Source organism: Enterococcus sp. AZ071, from assembly GCF_050499065.1.
Classification (GTDB): Bacteria; Bacillota; Bacilli; order Lactobacillales; family Enterococcaceae; genus Enterococcus_A; species Enterococcus_A ferrettii.
In genome coordinates, this window is sequence record NZ_JBIPAS010000002.1 from 999,627 (window position 1) to 1,019,126 (window position 19,500).

At 39.5% G+C, this 19,500-nt stretch carries 20 protein-coding genes; 18 read left to right on the forward strand and 2 right to left on the reverse strand.

What is annotated here, in order from left to right:
* The first annotated feature begins 32 nt into the window (after positions 1–32).
* The 5 genes from IGI49_RS23220 to IGI49_RS23240 all read left to right on the forward strand — a co-directional run bounded on the left by IGI49_RS23220 (position 33) and on the right by IGI49_RS23240 (position 4,663).
* The gene (locus tag IGI49_RS23220) at positions 33–1,286 is read left to right on the forward strand and encodes a cupin domain-containing protein (protein ID WP_429965263.1); all 1,254 of its coding nucleotides are present in this window, start codon (positions 33–35) and stop codon (positions 1,284–1,286) included.
* Between the two features lie 85 nt (positions 1,287–1,371).
* Positions 1,372–2,043 carry a YoaK family protein gene (locus IGI49_RS23225; RefSeq protein ID WP_429965262.1) on the forward strand — a complete coding sequence of 224 codons (672 nt, stop codon included), beginning with the start codon at positions 1,372–1,374 and terminating at the stop codon, positions 2,041–2,043.
* Between the two features lie 359 nt (positions 2,044–2,402).
* A complete protein-coding gene (locus tag IGI49_RS23230; RefSeq protein ID WP_429965261.1) occupies positions 2,403–2,864 on the forward strand; it encodes a hypothetical protein in 462 nt (153 codons plus the stop codon).
* A 53-nt stretch (positions 2,865–2,917) separates the two neighbouring features.
* A complete protein-coding gene (locus IGI49_RS23235; protein ID WP_429965260.1) occupies positions 2,918–4,027 on the forward strand; it encodes a hypothetical protein in 1,110 nt (369 codons plus the stop codon).
* Between the two features lie 405 nt (positions 4,028–4,432).
* On the forward strand, positions 4,433–4,663 hold the full coding sequence (locus IGI49_RS23240) for a hypothetical protein (protein WP_207702580.1): 231 nt from the start codon (positions 4,433–4,435) through the stop codon (positions 4,661–4,663).
* A 214-nt stretch (positions 4,664–4,877) separates the two neighbouring features.
* Here the strand turns inward: IGI49_RS23240 and IGI49_RS23245 are convergent, their stop codons facing one another.
* On the reverse strand, positions 4,878–5,825 hold the full coding sequence (locus tag IGI49_RS23245) for a DNA glycosylase AlkZ-like family protein (protein WP_429965259.1): 948 nt from the start codon (positions 5,823–5,825) through the stop codon (positions 4,878–4,880).
* An 86-nt stretch (positions 5,826–5,911) separates the two neighbouring features.
* On the opposite strand from IGI49_RS23245, the gene IGI49_RS23250 reads away from it, so the two are divergent.
* The 5 genes from IGI49_RS23250 to IGI49_RS23270 all read left to right on the forward strand — a co-directional run bounded on the left by IGI49_RS23250 (position 5,912) and on the right by IGI49_RS23270 (position 10,389).
* Positions 5,912–6,286, forward strand: coding sequence for an ASCH domain-containing protein (locus IGI49_RS23250; protein ID WP_429965258.1), 375 nt, complete (start codon positions 5,912–5,914; stop codon positions 6,284–6,286).
* Between the two features lie 275 nt (positions 6,287–6,561).
* Entirely contained in the window at positions 6,562–7,644 is a 1,083-nt protein-coding gene (serC, locus tag IGI49_RS23255) for a 3-phosphoserine/phosphohydroxythreonine transaminase (RefSeq protein WP_429965257.1), read from the forward strand.
* The gene (locus tag IGI49_RS23260; RefSeq protein WP_429965256.1) at positions 7,645–8,829 is read left to right on the forward strand and encodes a phosphoglycerate dehydrogenase; all 1,185 of its coding nucleotides are present in this window, start codon (positions 7,645–7,647) and stop codon (positions 8,827–8,829) included. It abuts the gene before it with no gap.
* Complete coding sequence (locus IGI49_RS23265; RefSeq protein ID WP_429965255.1) at positions 8,829–10,055, forward strand: DUF1015 domain-containing protein; 1,227 nt, start codon at positions 8,829–8,831, stop codon at positions 10,053–10,055. The genes IGI49_RS23260 and IGI49_RS23265 overlap by 1 nt, the downstream gene beginning before the upstream one ends.
* A 118-nt stretch (positions 10,056–10,173) precedes the next feature.
* Positions 10,174–10,389, forward strand: a complete 216-nt coding sequence (locus tag IGI49_RS23270) for a hypothetical protein (RefSeq protein WP_429965254.1) — start codon at positions 10,174–10,176, stop codon at positions 10,387–10,389.
* An 88-nt stretch (positions 10,390–10,477) separates the two neighbouring features.
* Here IGI49_RS23270 and IGI49_RS23275 read toward each other — a convergent pair whose 3' ends face one another.
* Positions 10,478–10,987: a DNA-3-methyladenine glycosylase I gene (locus IGI49_RS23275; RefSeq protein ID WP_429965253.1), complete on the reverse strand. Its 510-nt coding sequence runs from the start codon at positions 10,985–10,987 to the stop codon at positions 10,478–10,480.
* Between the two features lie 160 nt (positions 10,988–11,147).
* On the opposite strand from IGI49_RS23275, the gene IGI49_RS23280 reads away from it, so the two are divergent.
* The 8 genes from IGI49_RS23280 to IGI49_RS23315 all read left to right on the forward strand — a co-directional run bounded on the left by IGI49_RS23280 (position 11,148) and on the right by IGI49_RS23315 (position 19,187).
* Complete coding sequence (locus tag IGI49_RS23280) at positions 11,148–11,483, forward strand: PadR family transcriptional regulator (RefSeq protein WP_429969606.1); 336 nt, start codon at positions 11,148–11,150, stop codon at positions 11,481–11,483.
* Positions 11,484–11,486: 3 nt separating this feature from the next.
* Positions 11,487–12,518: an HAAS signaling domain-containing protein gene (locus tag IGI49_RS23285; RefSeq protein ID WP_429965251.1), complete on the forward strand. Its 1,032-nt coding sequence runs from the start codon at positions 11,487–11,489 to the stop codon at positions 12,516–12,518.
* Positions 12,519–12,685: 167 nt separating this feature from the next.
* Positions 12,686–13,075, forward strand: coding sequence for a MerR family transcriptional regulator (locus IGI49_RS23290; protein WP_429965250.1), 390 nt, complete (start codon positions 12,686–12,688; stop codon positions 13,073–13,075).
* An 11-nt stretch (positions 13,076–13,086) separates the two neighbouring features.
* Positions 13,087–13,980, forward strand: coding sequence for a MurR/RpiR family transcriptional regulator (locus IGI49_RS23295; protein ID WP_429965249.1), 894 nt, complete (start codon positions 13,087–13,089; stop codon positions 13,978–13,980).
* Positions 13,981–14,218: 238 nt separating this feature from the next.
* Entirely contained in the window at positions 14,219–16,063 is a 1,845-nt protein-coding gene (locus IGI49_RS23300) for a beta-glucoside-specific PTS transporter subunit IIABC (RefSeq protein ID WP_429965248.1), read from the forward strand.
* A 22-nt stretch (positions 16,064–16,085) separates the two neighbouring features.
* Positions 16,086–17,534 (forward strand): 6-phospho-beta-glucosidase, encoded by a 1,449-nt coding sequence (locus IGI49_RS23305; protein WP_429965247.1) that lies wholly within the window; start codon positions 16,086–16,088, stop codon positions 17,532–17,534.
* 64 nt (positions 17,535–17,598) lie between these two features.
* Positions 17,599–18,201 (forward strand): histidine phosphatase family protein, encoded by a 603-nt coding sequence (locus tag IGI49_RS23310; RefSeq protein WP_429965246.1) that lies wholly within the window; start codon positions 17,599–17,601, stop codon positions 18,199–18,201.
* Between the two features lie 5 nt (positions 18,202–18,206).
* A complete protein-coding gene (locus IGI49_RS23315) occupies positions 18,207–19,187 on the forward strand; it encodes an aldo/keto reductase (RefSeq protein ID WP_429965245.1) in 981 nt (326 codons plus the stop codon).
* Positions 19,188–19,500: the final 313 nt, after the last annotated feature.

The following is a 19,500-nucleotide window of genomic DNA, read 5'->3' on the forward strand; positions in this document are numbered from 1 at the left end:
TTAAAATTCAAATTACAAAGGAGATTTTTACGATGAATAATGAAGAGAAAGAACCACAACCAATCCGCGCATCCGATGGCAAAGGCTATTACAATCGAGGACCACATGATTCATTAAGAGATATTGAAGGACCGGATTTTTTGGTCCCACCTGCAACAGATCACGGCACCTTACCTAATATGCGTTTTAGCTACGATGATGTGCGCAATCGCTTAGAAGATGGTGGATGGGCTAGAGAAATTACTAATCGTGAAATTCCAGCTTCTGATCAGGTTGCTGGTGTTGATATGAACTTAGGGCCTGGTGTTTATCGTGAAATGCACTGGCATAAAGAAGCTGAGTGGGGATTGATGCTTTACGGGAATGCCCGCGTAACAGCAATTGATGAAAATGGTAAATCATTTATCGATGATGTGAAGGCGGGAGATATTTGGAACTTTGAAGCTGGTGTTGCTCATTCTATCCAAGGCTTAGATCAAGGTTGTGAGTTCTTATTGGTATTTAGCGAGCCTGATTTTTCAGAGAACAACACCATGTTAATTACTGATTGGTTGGCACATACTCCGAAAGAAATTGTTGCAGCAAACTTCAAGAAGAAAATTTCTGAACTGGAGAATTTACCAACGAAGGAAAAATATATTTTCAAAAAAGCTGTTCCCAAACCAATTGAAGATGTAAAACGACCAAACAACAATGGCGAAACCCCATTGCCATTAACTTTCCACATGGACTCGTTGAAACCAATTGAATCGGAAGCAGGTCGGGTTTGGATTGTTGATCAAAAGGAATTCCCAGCAGCCAAAACAATTTCGGCGGCAATTGTTGAAGTTGAACCAGGCGGAATGCGGGAATTACATTGGCATCCTAAAGGGGCTGAATGGCAGTACTACATCCAGGGGGAAGCTCGAATGACGGTCTTCAATTCCAATGGGTTAGCGAGAACCTTTGACTATCGTGCTGGTGATGTTGGTTATGTTCCAACCGTTGCGGGACATTATGTGCAAAAGACTGGGAAAGAAAAACTTATTTTCGTGGAAGTCTTCAAAAATCCTGATTACTCAGATATTTCCTTGAATAAATGGATGGCTACTACACCTTCCCAAATTGTTGCAGATCACTTGAATTTAACCAAAGAATTTGTTGAAAGCCTGCCACAAGAGGAAACACCAACTCCAGTTATTTGGTTTGATCAAGACAAAATTAATCAGGACATAAAGAAGCACACTAGCAGCAGCCCCTTTGACCGAGAAGAAAGCAATGGCTTAAATGCAAAGGATGTCTTTTAAAATTAAATAAAAAATGCGGAGATGCAAAATTTAGGAGGTTACCTAAACTTTTGATCTCTGCTTTTTAATAGAAATGAGGATGAGAATGTTGCAGACAAAGCAAAAGATTAACTCATTAACCGTTCTGACCTTATTCGCTACTTTTCTAATGGGATTTATAGATGCTTATACCTTTATTGAAAAAGACGGCGTTTTTGTCAGTGCTCAGACAGGGAATATGGTGGCTTTCAGCAGCAAATTGTTCACTGGACATTTCGCTCAAGCCGCCGGGCATATTGCTGTGTTTGTCGGATTTGCCATTGGTGCTTTTTGTGGGGAATGGCTGGTGGAGAAAGTCAGTGGCGCTGTTCGCAGAAAGTATCAAATGAAGCTTTTGCTTCAAAGTGCCGTGCTGCTGGTTTTTGCGATCTTTCAGCAGCAGCTAAATGATTCTTTTATGGTCTTCCTATTGGGTGGATTAGCTGGATTTGAATTAACATTATTCAGAAAGGTCGGGGTTGCTACATTTAATGATGGTATCATGACGGGAAACACTAAAAATTTGATGAGCAATCTTTACAGATGGTTATTTGAGAAGGATAAAGCAGCAAGAAAAGAATTCTCTGATATTGGCTTTGCGATTTTAGTATTCATTTTGGGTGTAGGGTTTGGCAGCTTAATCGTTCTGCTTAATGCATCATTCGCATTATGGTGTGCGTTCATTTTAACCTTGCTCTTTTTTGGATGGGTCACAGTTACTAACGTCGAAATGGATTAAGCTTGGAATACAAGAAACCCTTGTGTAATGAATTAAGCAGCAAGGAAATAATTAAAGATCTCTTAGGTGAATTCTTTTCATTGAATTCGCCTATTTTTTATCTATTACTCAGAAAGCATTCCTTTCATCTGTCACTAGTGTATATATGCGGGGCATCAATCATCTAATTAAACCAAGCAAAGAGGACACGAGGAGAGGAAACATCTAATCTTAAGGTTGAGAAGAGTAATGACATTTACAATTATTAAGATTTCGGTTAAAATCAATTGATATAAACAACAGATGGTATTAAGATATTTATGTATTTATAATAAATAGTCACATTTGATATATTTGTAATTTATAAAAGGGATAAAACGATGTATAATAACGAAAAGTTGAAAAGTTCTTTTTTAAGAGTGCTTTATTTAGAATGTGTGACTATAATTATAATGTTAATCGCTCCGTTGGTCATAAGAAATACGAATGATGAGGTTAAGGATTCTCTGGGTGATCCATCTGGTATTGGTTTTGGATGGGGGATCATATTTGGAGGTTGGACTCTGTATTTACCCATTTTTTTAATTGGGTTAGGATTACTTGGTTTGTACATAGTGTCTATTGTTTTTAGAATTAACTATTCGAAAGCTTATTTAAACGTTCCAACAGACGAAAACAGATATATGTATTTGTTTGTATTTAGTTGGATGCTTTATGCTTTTACATCGATACTTTCGTTTGGTGGATTTTTTGATACAACTATTTTTATAGCGAGTATCTTGCTGATAATTATAGACCTATGCATATTATATTTCTGTCAGTTGAAGTGTACTAGCAAATAGGACGTGTAAGTAAATAAAAATATATAGAATGGGGAAAATAAGATGGTGATGAAATGGTTCCAGCATTAGTATGGGTTATTCCTATTCTTTTTATAGGTGTCTCTGTAATACAATGGGGCATTACTAGAGTGTTACACGGTATTATTATCAAAACGAATATGTACGATATGCTTTGGAGGATAAAAGAAAAGCTTTATCTCAAAAGAAGTACAAATATCATTGTTACAGTATGTACAGTTGCCATTCTTGTTCTGGGAACAGCTCAGACAGCCCAGTTTTATTTAGTGAATGGTGCATATTTTTGGTTTGCTATATTGTCATTTGGATTGTATTTATTCCTATTTATAGTACCATGGTTAAATCTTATATTACCTTACCGAAAAAAGTTTAAGTTGATATCTATATTACTTTTCAATATGAGCACTGGAACATTACTATTATGGATTATTGCACTAATTAATTCCTCAAATGTCATCTACTTAGATGAGGGTGGTGTTAGTTCAAGACCAGCAAATATTCCTCTAAAGGTTGTTACTATCGGTTTATTAATCGTATATTATGTTTTATCAGAGATTTTAATGGTTTTAGCTGATCATGTATATCTTGTTAATAATGAGAAGACAATTACTAAACCAGTTATTAAACCAGTTAAATTACTTCGTTCAAACTTACATCGAATAAAAACAAACAAAAGTACGATAGCGGTGAAAAATTGGATTAAGGATAGATTGAATTCCAAGAATATGGTTGTACTTGTAGCGATGTTTCCAGCAATGTTTATACTAATCGTTTTGTTAATAGAAAAAATAGCTAAGTATGACAGCATACCGTCTCTCAATACTATACTGTTGTCGGTTACAATCGTAACGATAGTTGATGGATTAATCAGTCTTTTATTTTTAGCAAATCACCAAAAATGGACTAAACGAATTTCATTAGCTATCTATACGATTATTTCACTGATTAATTTGCTGATAACAGTTATGTTTACCAAATATGGTTTTGTTTTTTTATTTGAAATTATGGGAGAAGGTCTAAATTCTTTTGAATTGTATTTGTTATCAATAAAACAAATAGGTGTACTGTTATTAAATACGCTGGCTTGGATATTTCCGTATTTGTTACTTTATAGAAACAGAAAAAATCCGACAAGCTACCTATAATGAAAAGCTGTTTAGGTCATTTGTTTGTACTTGAAATGAATCATTTAATTGAAATAGAAGAGGCTCTAGTCGAAAAGCCTGTTCTAGCTTTTTCGTTTTGCCAATCTGATTCAATGGATCTACAGGATTACTTTTTATCGGGATAATTCCTATTGAAGAGCTAGCAAAGCACTTGCACTAGTTTTCAGTAAGTCTTAATCGAGCAAGCAGCAACGTAATATGTGGGGAAGACAGACTATGGTGCAGATAAGACGAGGAGCATGAATTCATTTTTTTCAGAGATAATACTCAATAGGTAGGTCAGTGGTTAGTTTCTTTTATATCTTTGTTGAGCTAAATCTTGCTCCAACTGCCGACATAGACTAAAATAAAAGATAGACCATATGACAAGAGGACAGATCACCTATGAGAAATTTCTTGCCTTATCAAGACAGTATTATTCTGATTACCTTAGCCGGTATCATCCTAACGCAGTTTATCTTTCTAATTTTGGCGTTAACATCCTACATCAAAGATCGAAATGCTGAAAATGGCCGTTTTTTTCTTTTGCTATTCTTGCTAATAGCCTTTATTCTTATTAGTTTATATTTAAATGCCACCTATCAGCAGTTGAATTTTCCGATTTTTGCTAACTAGGATAGGAATTGACTACTATCAACAAAAAAACAGTGCTTTGCTCCTCTCCCTTTAGAGAAGTAAAGCACTGTTTTGTGTAGTTATTTGTATACTACATCAACTAGATCTTTTTGCCAGAAGAGAGCGATCTTGTTCATTTTTCCGTAGATACGTTTTTGTGTATCAAGAGAAATGGTGGTTAGCGGCTCTATTTGAATCATCAGCTTTTGTCCTTTTAAGACACATGCCGCCAGGTTCCTAATAACTTACTGCCTTCTAAAATGACGGATTCTACATGTCCGGCACTGCGCCAGATAGCTTTTTGCTGCTCAGGTGTTGCAATCCAATCCTTGTGTCGATAGGCTACAAACAAGGGATCGAATTTTCCTAGTACCAATAGTTTGCGTGTATTTTTTTGTGTGTATTCTCCGAAGCTGTAATAGGTTCGATTTTGAATAATCTGCAGATTCAGATCGGATTTAATTAGGTTAAGTGTATCATTAAAGACCTTCATGGATAAACCCGACCAATGGCTGAAGTCCTGAGCGGTCGCGGGTCCATAGTAAGTAAAATAGCGAATCATCAATTTTTCTAAGGAAGCTTCATGGTGGTTGGTTTGCTGCTGCCACGGTTCTTTATTTAATGTAGCAAAGGTTGCAAATTGCTGCACACTTGGCTTTGCTGGAATACCAAAAAGCAATCCGTTGGCACAAAAGTAATTGAGCATCATATAAGTCAAGTAGTCATTGTCGCGCAGATTTTCAGGGGCACGTGCTTGAATAAATTGATCGATCTCCTTCCGAGTGACGATTTTTTTAGCGACACTCAGCTGATAGAGTTGATCTTCTAAAACTGAAAAAAACTCTTGATAAATAGACTTTTGTTTTTGAATATACATTTTATCGTGGTAAATAGAGCAAAACAAATCCCAGTCTTGGGCAGTATACATGTGCAAGGTGTTTCTTTGTCCCCAGAAATTAATGAAGGTATGATCTTGGTATAAATCGCTTAATTCTTGCGGGGTAAGTTTTTCGGCAGAGCGATTCAACAGGGCAATTTCGGCAAACTGCTGCACCTGTGCCTGAACGCCACCTAAATGGTGCACACTGCTCTTAGCTGTATCAAAAGGTGTGATCAGGCCGTTTCGATACAGTCGTTCTGCTAGTAATTGCTTATTTATCATAACGTTTAGTCCTCTCTTTCTAAAATGTGTTCAACTGTCTGATCGTGATAGTATAATAGAAGAAAATGGTTAAAAGGATGAGTCTCTTGAAGGTGTTATTGTCAATCAAGCCGGAATATGTATCTGAAATTGCTCTAGGTACAAAAACAATCGAATACCGAAAAAGTATTTTCAAACGAACAGACATTTCTACTGTGCTTATTTACGCAACAAAACCCTGTGGAAAAATTATTGGTGAATTTGAAATTGAGAAAATTATTCGTGATCACCCAATCAAACTTTGGCAGAAAACCAAAAACTATTCAACCGAGACAAAGGAGTCTTTTGATGCCTATTTTCGGGGACAAGAAATCGGCTACGGGATTCAGATTAAAAATCTTGTCCTTTACGACAAACCGCTGAGTTTAAAGGATTACAAAATCAAGGCAGCGCCACAATCTTTTTGCTATATTAAAGAGTAAGGTCCTCAAAAATATCCGTGTTTCTTCTATTATATATGAATCCGATTACAACGAACAGGTCTAGTCCTTAGATCCTGTTTTTTTGTCTGAATTGAAAAGGAATATGAAAATTTCTAGGATAAATTCAAATTATAAGCATCTTACCCTAAAATTAGACTTTTATCATTTTAAAGTATCTGTTATAATTGTCTTCACATCTTGCGATTGATGCCAGTTTTCACGACATCGAAATTTCGAAGATGAAAAGTTTAAAAAAGAAGAAGGAGCGAACAAGAATGACAATTTACAATTTTTCTGCTGGACCAGCCGTATTACCAAAAGCCGTGTTGGAGAAAGCACAATCCGAACTGCTGAATTATAAGGGCAGTGGCATGTCGGTGATGGAGTTGAGTCATCGTTCCTCCTGGTTTGAAGAAATCATTGCCGATGCTGAGAGCTTATTACGTGAATTAATGGCTATCCCTGATAACTATAAGGTTCTCTTTTTACAAGGCGGAGCAAGCTTGCAATTTACTATGGTGCCATTGAATTTGGCTCAGGGTAAGAAAGCGTTGTACGTAAATACAGGTTCTTGGTCTAAAAAAGCAATCAGTGCTGCAAAAGCATTAGATAACGTAGAAGTCGAAGTTATTGCAGCTTGTGAAAATGATAACTTTAGTTATATTCCTGGCTTACCAAAAGAAATCGACCAATCTGCAGCATATGTACACATCACAACTAACAACACGATTGAGGGAACAGCTTTCCAAACGATTCCTAATTGTGGCGATGTACCGATTGTGGCTGACATGTCATCAAATATTTTGGCTAATGACTACAAAGTAGAAGATTTTGGTGTCATCTATGCTGGGGCACAAAAAAATATTGGACCTGCAGGTTTAACCGTAGTAATCATTCGTGAAGATTTGATTGGCGATGCGAAAATTGCTGCACCAATGTTGGATTATAAAATTCAAGCGGATAACAATTCTCTTTACAATACACCACCAACCTTTGCGATTTACATGGCAAAATTGGTGTTCGAATGGATCAAAGAACAAGGCGGCGTTGCTGGGATAACACAACAGGATCAAGTAAAAGCCGGACGTTTGTACGATGCTATCGAAAGTTCTAATTTATTCCAAAGTCCAGTTGCCAAAGAAGCACGCTCTATTACAAACATTCCATTTGTGACTGGTGATGCAGAACTAGACAAGAAATTTAATGCAGAAGCTTTAGCGGCTGGATTTGAAAACTTAAAAGGTCACCGTTCCGTGGGTGGTATGCGGGCAAGTCTATATAATGCCTTTCCTGCAACTGGAGTGGACGCATTGATTGAATTTATGGAAAAATTTGAACGAGAAAACGGAGGAAAATAAATGTTTCATATTAAAACTTTTAACGCGATTGCACCAGAAGGTATGCAGCGTTTTGATAAAGAGAACTACCGGATTAACGAAAGCGAAACACCGGATGGTATCATTTTGCGCAGTCAAAAACTGCACGACTATGAATTTCCAGATACTGTTCTAGCCGTTGCTCGTGCAGGTGCTGGAACCAACAATATTCCAGTCAAGGAATGCACCGAAAAAGGAATTGTCGTTTTTAACACTCCAGGTGCCAATGCGAATGCAGTGAAAGAATTAGTTATCGCCAGCTTGCTATTGTCAGTCCGTCCCATGATTCAAGGAATTCAATGGGTTCAAACGTTGAGCGGCGATGATGTAGAAGAACAAGCAGAAGCACAAAAGAAACAATTTGCTGGAACGGAATTAGAAGGCAAAAAACTTGGTGTGATCGGATTAGGAGCAATTGGTGCTATGATCGCCAACGATGCTTATCGCTTAGGAATGGAAGTGATCGGCTATGATCCATACGTATCAGTGGATACTGCTTGGAGCATTTCTCGTCGAGTACGTCGAGCGACCGATATTAAAGAAGTTCTGAATAACTGCGATTTTATTACTTTGCATGTTCCATTATTGGATACAACCGAACATTTAATCAGTACTGATGAATTGTCTCAAATGAAGAATACAGCAAAATTGTTCAACTTCTCTCGCGGAGAAATCGTGGATACTGATGCTGTTCTAAAAGCAGTAAATGAAGGTAAGATTGCTGGATTTACTACTGACTTTGCAGAAGAAAAACTGCTGAAAAATGACAAAATTACTGTTTTGCCGCATTTAGGTGCGTCTACTGAGGAAGCAGAAATTAACTGTGCAAAAATGGCTGCTCGCGGCTTGAAGCGTTTCTTGGAAACCGGAGTTATTAAGCGTTCTGTGAACTTTCCAACCGTGGAAATGGCTTTCCATGCGCCATATCGTATTACCATCATCAATAAAAATGTGCCCAATATGCTAGGTCAGATTGCTTCTGATATTGCATCTTTAGATATCAATATTGCCAATATGGTAAATCGCGGAAAAGACGATCATGCGTATACATTGGTGGATGTCGATGAAACGAATCCTGAGAAAATCCAAGCGATTGCTGATAAGCTTTCAGAAAATGAAGGGATTATTCGCGTTCGCGCTATTAAGAATCAGGAGGTGGGCTACTAATGGTTGAAGTTCATCCCTTTAAAGCTATTCGTCCAGCTGAAGATTTAGCAGACAAAGTAGCAGCTTTACCTTATGATGTAGTTAACTCAGCGGAAGCTAAAGATTTAGCTGAAGGCAATCCGTACAGCTTCTTTCATATTGACAAGGCAGAAATTGATTTACCGACGGATTTATCACCGTATGATCCAAAGGTTTATCAAAAGGCAGCAGACAATTTGGCCGCTTTCTTAAAAGAAGGCTGGCTGAAAAAAGAAGTTGATAATTTTTACTACTTATATGAATTAATCATGGATGGCCGCAGCCAAACTGGATTGGTGGCTTGTACGTCAATTGATGATTATGTATCTGGCAAGATTAAAAAGCACGAGTTTACTCGTCCGGAAAAAGAAATCGACCGAATCAATCATATTAAAGCTTGTGATGCGAACACAAGTCCGATCTTTTTGAGCTATCGTTCTGATGACACCATTCAAGGTTTATTGAAGAACTGGAAAGCTGACCATACGCCGGTTTACGATTTTACCAGCTATCATGAAGTGACTCATAAGGTTTGGGTGATCGATGAAGCAGCTGTAATTGAACAATTGGAGCAAGCTTTCAATAAAGTAAATGCATTGTATATTGCTGATGGTCATCACCGAACGGAGTCAGCTGTTAAAGTTGGTTTAGAAAAACGTGAAAATGGTCAGGAAAGCCCAGAAAGCAGCAACTTCTTATCGATTATTTTCCCTGATGATGAGTTAGCAATTTGGGAATACAATCGTGTGTTGAAGGTAGCTCCACCAGCTGATTTCTTTGATCAGTTAGCTGAAAACTTTACTGTCGAGAAAAGCGGCGTGAAGAAACCAGCCGCAGTTGGTCAGGTCCAAATGTATTTGGACAATGCTTGGTATACATTAACTGTTAAGCCTGAAAAAGTAACCAGTGATCCAGTCGAGCGTTTAGATGTCTCACTATTGCAAAATTATGTCTTCGATCAAATTTTTGATATCAAAGACGTCCGTACGGACAAACGAATTGATTTTATCGGCGGCATCCGTGGTACCGAAGAATTAGAGAAGTTAGTGGATTCTGGTGATTGGCAATTAGCCTTCTCGATGTATCCAACAGCGATGTCTGATTTACTATCAGTTGCTGATGCTGGCAAAATCATGCCGCCAAAATCAACCTGGTTTGAACCAAAGCTGTTGAGCGGGTTGTTCATGCACGATTTAGAGACGAAATAGAGCTTGATAGCTAAAGTCCTACTTTTTGGAGTAGGGCTTTTTTGATGAAGAATTTTTTGTTGAAAGGGAGTAGAATGAAGGTAAACAGGTGATTTTTTGAAGGGCAGGTTGATGAAGTATGACACAAAAAGCTAAGCATCGACGTTCGACAGTTGTTTCCTTTGTTTTCTTGATTATATTGGTTTTGGCAACGACTGATTTTGCTGCGATGCCGACTCAGTTTAACAGTGGAGCGGTATTTTCTGGGTTAGGACTCATGTTGGGATCGTTGTTGAGACATTTTAGGCTGGAGGATAAGCGGGATGGAACGAAGGATGAGCAAGAAAGTTTTTAGGATAAGATCAGAAAATTCCTGTGAGGTGGTATCATCATCTCACAGGAATTTTTTCTATAAAATATAGGATGAATTAATTTGTATTAATTCATTGATCCAGCACCTGATCTTGAATCACTCCGGCCGCCTTCAAAAACATGCAGGTAACTACTGGACCGACAAACGTAAATCCTCGCTTCTTCATATCTTTTGCAATCGTCGTGGCTTCAGGCAAAGTATTGGTGACTTGATCCTCGGTTTCGTATTGCTTAACGACAGGGACACCCCCGACAAAATCCCACAAATAATCAGCAAAGCTATCGTAGTCATCTAACAATCGGACAATTGCCCGTGCATTTTGGATAACGGCTCTGATCTTTCTAGGGTTGCGGATCATCTCTGGATCCTTTGCAATCTGGTCCGCATCATCCGGAAAGAGTGCGGCTACTTTACGGAAATCCATTCCACAAAAGTTCCGCATAAAAATTTCCTTTTTGCCAGCTGCTACTTTCCAGCTGAGGCCTGCCTGAAAGACACCGATCGTTAAAAGTAAAAAGAGCATGTCGTCGTCTTGGGTAGGCTGCCCCCATCGGTCACTATACCATTGATAATCCTTCAACCTGACAAACTCCCTTCAGTTGGCTTTTCTTGTATTGATTGTATCATAAAAGCGGCAAAATATTTTACTCACGGAATCAAATTAAATGATTCGAAACAATAATATGAGATTGACTATAGTGTGCGACGTACAGTATAATGATTATGAAGAGGTGATGAGTATGCCGGAAAAAGACCTTGTACAAAGTTACATCACTGAAATGAAGCGAGGTAGTTTAGTATTGGCGGTGTTAGGGAGCTTTAAGTCGCCTTATTATGGTTATGCGTTACTGCAGGAATTGCAGGATAAAGGGATTGAAATTGAAGCGAATACCTTATACCCTTTGCTGCGAAGACTGGAAAAACAAGGACTATTGACGAGTGATTGGGACACAACGGAAAGTCGGCCACGAAAGTATTACACGTTAAATCAACAAGGAGTAAAAATCAGCCGGGAGCTTTTGAAGGAATGGAAGAGGATGCAAGAAAGCATTGCTCAAATTTACTTGGGGGAATAAATTATGGAAAATTGGGTAGATCGGTATGTTGCTGCTGTAGTGGGACGCTTGCCTGAGAAAGAGCGGGCCGAAGTTGAACGGGAATTAAAAAGTAATATTTATGATATGCTGTCGGAAAATCCGACTGAGGAAGAGATCAAACAGGTTCTAAAAGAAATGGGGTCGCCAGCAGATTTAGCAGTAGAGTATCGCCAGCATCCGCGCTATTTGATTTCACCCATGGTTTACGATAGCTATGTGCGTATGTTGAAGATGTTAGTACCAATCATAACAATCATTGCGGTATTTATTGGGATTGTCAGCGCTGGTGTTGAACTTTTTCAGACGAATGGGATTCAGATAAACGAAATTTTCCAACTGATTATTAGTCAAGGAATCAGCAGCGGTGTATCAGCGGCGATGCAAACATTGATTTGGGTAACAGTGGGTTATGTTATCGCTGAAAGAACCGGTATGATTGGTGACCAAAAGAAAGAAAAATGGAAACTGGAAGATTTGCCAAAGCCTCAAGAGGGGGAGCGAATCTCATTGTCTGAACCCATTGGTGAAATGATCGCGGCGTTTTTCTTTTGCGGCTGGTTGGCTTTAATAGCATTGGATTTTTCACCATTTGTTATTTTTAGCACAGATTCATCAATTGACGGAATTGCGTTGTTTAGTAACAGTTTTGCGATGAAGGTTGTTCCGATAATGGTAGTTATTATCATTCTTACTGTAATTTCAAGTGTTCAAAAGATTACCCAACGCTATTGGAATGGACGTGTTTGTACTTGGGTGATTATCGATCACCTTATCTCTGCTATCTTATGGATCTTTTTATTCCTGCAGCGGGATATTTTCAGCTCAGACCTGATCCATCTACTGCAGGAACAGACCTGGTCAACTGGTGACGTGCTGCATTATATTTCTACTGGAAATACATTGACCATCCAAATGGCAATTTGCGGCATCATTGTGATTGTAACTATGATCGAAATTGGTTCTGCAGTTTTCAAAACAGCAAAAAATAATTCGATTCAACCATCTATTGCGTAAACGTAGGAATCCTCATGATAAATGTTTGTGGGGGTTTTTTTTGAATCATTCTTCTGTACACCTCCTTCAATATTGGAAATTCTTTGCTGGAAATTTTTTCAGATTCACTTTGTCATTGTGTTTTTGACTGTTACAATAAAGAAAACAATGATGAAGGAATGAGTATGATGAACATATCGGAGGTAGCAGCTAAATATGACATGACTCCAGCAACAATTCGTTACTACGAAAAGCAGGGCTTAATGCCGCCGGTAACCCGTAATGCGGCTGGAGTGCGTGATTTTCAAGAAGAAGATCTGAATTGGATTGAATTTATCAAATGTATGAAGGATTTTGGCTTATCAATTGATTCACTATCGAGGTATTCAGAATTATATCAGGTAGGCGATTCGACCTTGTTGGAGCGTCAAGAAATTTTGACGGATGAATACCAGAAATTAGTGAAGAAGCAGGAACAGATTAATCGAACGGTTGCCAAATTGGAATGGAAATTAGATTTTTATGATAAAAAAATTGCTTCGACAACGATGGAGTCTTCTGAAAAAAAGGTCATGTGAGGTGAGCCATAATGTATCTATTTCAACGAATTGAAGAAGCAGCCTTTAAGCAAAGTGATGCCCGGCGCACGATCGGGGAGTTTATCTTAGAAAATCGTGATCAGTTACAGGAGCTTTCGATGGAGAAAATCGCAAAGTTAACCTTTACCTCCAAGCCGACGCTGGTTCGGTTTGCTAAATATTTCGGCTATTCTGGCTGGAAAGAATTCATGTATGCCTTCAACCATGAGGTGGCGTACCATGACGACACGGCTTATGCGGATGTCGACCCCAATGTTCCTTTTTCAGCTGAAGCAGATACCTTAGAGATTATTGAGAGCTTGGTCAATTTAAAGATGCAGAGTATGAAGGACACTGTCTCGCTGATTGCGACTGAGGATTTGAATAAGGCTGCCGAGCTGGTTTATCAGGCAGAGAACATTGTGGTCTATGGAACGAGTCCCAATTATTACTATGGGGAGCTGTTCAAAAGGAATTTGCTGACGATTCGCAAAAAAGCCTTTATGGCAAAATCTGGCGAGTGCGGAACAATTTCTCATTCCTTAACTCAGCGGGATTGTGCAATAATCATTTCTTATTCCGGGAACAATCCGGATGAGAATCCTACCAGTAACGTCAAGATCCTGATGAAAAATGGCGTACCGATCATCAGCATTACTAGCGGTGGCAAAAACTATTTGCGCGATTATTCGGATGTGGTTTTGAATATCTCTAGTAAAGAAAAGCTTTATTCCAAGATTTCCAACTTTGCTACTCAGGAATCAATTTTGATGATTTTGGATGCGTTGTATGCCAAAGTGTTTGCCCTGAATTATGAGGAAAACAAGGCTAACAAAATTGCCAGCGCCAAGCAATTGGAGTCGCGGAGACAGGCGACGTTTAAGGAGTTGGAGGAGAGGTTTTAGGGAGAAAGCAGAAAAAATTTTTTTCCTTTTGCTGTTTCATTGTCCTATTTTAATAAAAAATAAAACGCATTCCACAAAACACCGTCTTTTTCCGAAGTTTTGTGAAATGCGTTTCGTCTTGTTCTAAATCTATTGGAAACGCTATCTGGACGTGATAAAGTTCACTTACAGACAAGCACTGAATACACCGGTGAGATTCACAAAACAATCTGCTTGTTTCAGTGAAAGGGGTAACATCATGAGTAAGAAATATCAATCGTTGGCTCGTGACATCGTAAAAAAATTGGGTGGTAAAGCGAATATTACGGAAGCCTATCATTGTCAAACGCGTCTGCGTTTCAAATTGGTCGATGAAACGAAGGTTGATGTCGAAGGGTTAGAAGACTTAGATGGCGTCACAAAATATATTTTTAATGCTGGTGTCCACCAAGTGGTTATCGGCACTCACGTGAAGGATGTCTTTGAAGAGGTTGAGAAAAATGTCGATACCGCTTCTTCAGGAAAACCTGGTGGAGAGAAAAAAGGCTTGATGACAACCATTATCGAGTTTGTGGCAGGTACCTTCCAGCCAGTTATTCCAGCGTTGTCTGGTGCTGGGATGGTGAAGGCAGTCTTAGCTTTATTGATGGTCTTTAATGTCATTTCAGCTGATTCACAAACTTACTATTTATTAAATATGTTCGCCGATGGTGTGTTCTACTTCTTGCCGATGATTTTAGCGTTTACTGTAGCACAAAAATTACGCAGCAATCCGATTTTGGCAGTATCTGTAGCGGCGATTATGCTGCATCCCAATTGGGGAGCATTGGTAACGGCTGGAGACCCTGTCCAATTTTTTGATATTATTCCATTTACCTTAGCAACGTATACAGGCTCAGTGATTCCGATTTTGCTGGTTATCTTTGTTCAATCCTATGTGGAAAAATTCTTGAATCGGATCATTCCGAAATCAGTCGAGCTGGTTTTTGTGCCGATGCTGACATTCTTAGTGATGGGAACTCTAGCTTTAGCAGTTTTGGGTCCGATCGGTACAGTGCTTGGCGGATATCTGGCTTCGTTCTTTACTTTCTTGAGCGTGAATGCCAGCTGGGTTCCGGCAGTATTAATCGGCGGCTTTTTGCCGATCATGGTAATGTTTGGCTTGCATAATGGTGTAGCACCCCTTGGCGTTATGCAGATGGCTGAGCTTGGTTATGATAGTATTTTTGGTCCGGGGTGTGTTTGTTCCAATATTGCTCAGGCAACTGCTTCAGCAGTAGTAGCTTTTCGTACAAAGGACAAGAAGTTAAAACAATTGGCAACTTCTGGCTCGATCACCGCCTACATGGGCATTACCGAGCCGACCTTGTATGGGGTTAACCTACCAAAGAAATACCCGTTAGTTGCGGCAATGATCGGTGGGGGAGCTGGCGGTTTGTTTGCTGGTTTGACCAACACGCACCGTTTTGCGACTGGTTCTTCAGGTATTCCGGCAATTCTGCTATATATTGGTGATGATACGATGCGTTTCTTCTGGAATATCGTGATTGCTTTGATTATTTCGATGGTAGTATCTGGTGGACTAACGAATATTTTGAGCTTCAAGTTTGAAAAGGAAGAGATTTCAGAAATAAAAGAATTGATTTTGGAAGATACTCGGGTAATTAGTCCGATGAAAGGAAAAATTATTCCTTTAAGTGAAGTGCACGATGAAGCATTCGCTTCTGAGGCTCTAGGAAAAGGCTTTGCTATTGAACCGGTGGAAGGTCAGGTTGTAGCACCTTTTGATGGTAAAATTGCGGCAATTTTTCCTACTAAGCATGCGATTGGCTTGGTTTCAGATACTGGGGTAGAAATCCTGATTCATGTGGGCTTAAATACAGTGGAGTTAAAAGGTCAATATTTTGAAGTATTGGTAAATGCGGATGATACGGTTAAAAAAGGACAGCCATTATTGGACGTTGATCTTAAAAGTATTCAGGCTGCCGGTTACGAAACACAAGTACCCGTAGTAGTAACCAATAGTCCTCAGTATTCATCAATAGAAACGATTACTCAAGGACCTACCGACTGTCAGGAAGCCATTTTGGCAGTAAAAGTTTAAAATAAGGGAGAGATAAAAATAAATGGCTTTAGATAAAAACTTTTTGTGGGGCGGCGCCACTGCAGCGAATCAAGTAGAGGGAGGCGTTTTGGAAGGCGGACGCAAGCTTTCCAACATTGATCTATTGCCCTGTGGAGAAGATCGCAAAGCAGTGGGTCTAGGTGAACTGGAAATGCTGGAATGGCAGGAGGATCATTATTATCCTGCTAAGGAAGCGATTGATATGTATCATCATTATATTGAGGATATTCAGCTGTTTGCCGAAATGGGTTTCAAGGTATACCGGATGTCGCTCTCGTGGTCGCGGATTTTTCCGAACGGCGATGATTTGGAGCCTAATGAGGAAGGGTTAGCTTTTTACGAGGGCATCTTCAAGGAGTTGAAAAAGCATGGCATCGAACCGTTAGTAACGATTGCTCATTTTGATGTGCCTGTGCATTTAATTAAGAAATATGGCGGCTGGCGCAGTCGCAAGCTGGTGGACTTTTATAGTCATTATGCTGAAACAGTGCTGAAGCGCTTCAAAGGACAAGTAAAGTATTGGCTGACTATCAATGAAATTAATATCTTATTGCATCAACCTTTTGTTGGTGGAGGGATTATTTTTCACGAAGGCGACAACAAGGAAGAAGTAAAATATCAAGCTGCCCATCATCAATTAGTAGCTAGTGCCCTGGCAACTAAAATTGCACATGAAGTCGATCCAGAAAATCAGGTTGGCTGCATGTTGGCTGGCGGCAGTCATTATCCTTATACTTGTCGTCCTGAGGATTATCAAGAAGCGATTCGACGAGATCGTGAAGGCTATTTCTTCATTGATGTACAAGCGCGGGGGAAATATCCTAATTACGCATTGAAAAAATTTGAGCAGGAGGGGTTGACGATTCAGATGGAGGAGGGTGATACAGAAATCCTAGCTTCGGCTCCGGTAGATTTCGTTTCCTTCTCTTACTATTGCTCTCGAACAGTGAGTGCTCATGCGGAAGATTACCAACAGGCTACGGGTAATATTTTTGCTTCTATTAAAAATGACAACTTACCGTCTACGGAATGGGGCTGGCAAATTGATCCACTTGGGTTGCGAAATTCTTTAAACCAGCTTTACGATCGCTATCAAAAGCCGTTATTCATTGTGGAGAATGGTTTAGGTGCTGTTGATATGCCAGACGAAAATGGCTACGTGGAAGACGATTACCGCATCGACTATTTGAAGCAGCATATCGAAGCCTTCAAAGCAGCGGTTGAAATCGACGGGGTGGAGCTGTTGGGCTACACAACTTGGGGATGTATTGATTTAGTGGCAGCCAGCACGGGTCAGATGAGCAAACGTTATGGTTTTATCTATGTTGATCGAGACGACCAAGGGAACGGAACAATGAAGCGTACCAAGAAAAAATCTTTTGACTGGTACAAGCAGGTGATTGCCTCCAATGGCGAGAATTTGACAGTGACCGAAGCAGTGAAAGTTTAATGAATGAACCAAAAAGAATGGATGGCACCATTCTTTTTGGTGTTTATCAGAAAGGATTGTTTGCATGAAAAAAACGCTGTATCTAGTTCGTCATGGTGAAACGCTGTTCAATGTTCAACACAAAATCCAAGGCTGGTGTGATTCGCCCTTAACAGAACGGGGAGTCCACCAGGCGAAAACGGCGGGTGAGTATTTTAAATGGCAGGGCACCTCTTTTGATCAAGCCTTTAGTTCAACTTTGGAAAGGACTTCGGATACATTGGAGTTGATTACTTCTCAAGCTTATACTCGTTTAAAAGGGTTAAAGGAATGGAATTTTGGACAGTTAGAAGGAGAAAGTGAAAAGCTGAATCCCTCGCTGCCTTACCGCGATTTTTTTGTAGAATACGGTGGTGAGGAGGAAAAGGAATTTCAGAAGCGGACGGTAGACACCTGTAACGAGCTGATGCGACAAAAGGGTGGTACGATTTTAGCAGTGACTCATGGCGCGTTTTGTGGGCAGTTCCGTAAATTTTGGGATGATTACAGTGAGCCCGAATACCGTATATATGGACAAAGTATCGGGATCGGTAATTGTTGTATTTTTAAATACGAATACCGCGAAAAGCGGTTTTCATTGTGTGAAATAATTAATCATGAGGAACAACTCAGACGGATGAAAGGATGATCAAGATGGATTATGTAAAATTAGGTAATACAGGGATGGATGTGTCACGTATCTGCTTAGGCAGTATGAGCTTTGGAGACCCTCAAAATTGGATCCACAAATGGGTTTTAGAAGAGGACGAAAGTCGACCGTTAATTCAACGCGCTTTGGATTTGGGGATTAACTTTTTTGACACGGCCAATGTTTATTCCTTAGGTCGCAGTGAAGAAATTCTTGGTAAAGCTCTGAGAGACTTTGCCAAACGGGATGAAATTGTTTTAGCTACCAAGGTTCACCAAAAAATGTTTGATGGGCCCAACGGTCAAGGGTTATCCCGCAAGGCCATTATGTCGCAAATTGATCAAAGTTTAAAACGTCTGCAGACCGATTACGTTGACTTATATATCATTCATCGCTGGGATCCATTTACTCCGATCGAAGAAACCATGGAGGCGCTGCATGATGTAGTCAAAGCAGGGAAAGCTCGGTATATTGGTGCCTCGGCCATGTATACTTATCAGTTTCAAAAGGCTAACCATGTAGCGGAAATGAATGGTTGGACTAAATTTGTTTCGATGCAAAACCATTTGAACTTGATTTATCGAGAAGAAGAGCGGGAGATGATTCCTTATTGCCTTTCGGAAAATATTGCTTTGACACCGTACAGTCCAATGGCTTCCGGTCGTTTAGTGCGCGATCGTACGACAACGACCTCCCGCAGTACGACCGATCAGGCGCAAAAAGCCAAATACGACGAAACGGCTGAGATGGATCAAGTCATTATCGATCGCGTAGCGGAATTAGCTGAAAGATATGAAACTAGTCGGGTAAATATTGCCTTAGGCTGGCTGCTGCAAAAGGAACCTGTGGCTGCTCCAGTTATTGGTGCTACAAAAATGAGCCACATTGAGAGTGCCGTTGCAGCTGTTGATTTCAAGCTTACACCGGAAGATGTTGCTTACTTGGAGGAACCATACATTCCACATAAGATTGTTGGACACTCATAGAATAGTGAATAAACCCCTTCGCATCAGTTGTTTACGATGTGAAGGGGTTATTCATTTTTAGCTCGTTTTACTATCATTTTTTGTTCAATAGCACATTCACTTCATCGATATCTTTGGTCTTAAGCAATCGAGTGAATTCACTAATTACATTTTCTATTTGGAGTTTCAAAAAATGTAAATTTTTCATAGCCAAATCAAGGTATGCGGATAGTTCCTTTTCGTTTATAAAGATAATCTCCTAAGTTTTTATCTTATTCTATTCCTCATTTAGCCAAAAAAGTGAACTTAGTAAAACCAAAACATAGTGGGGAAC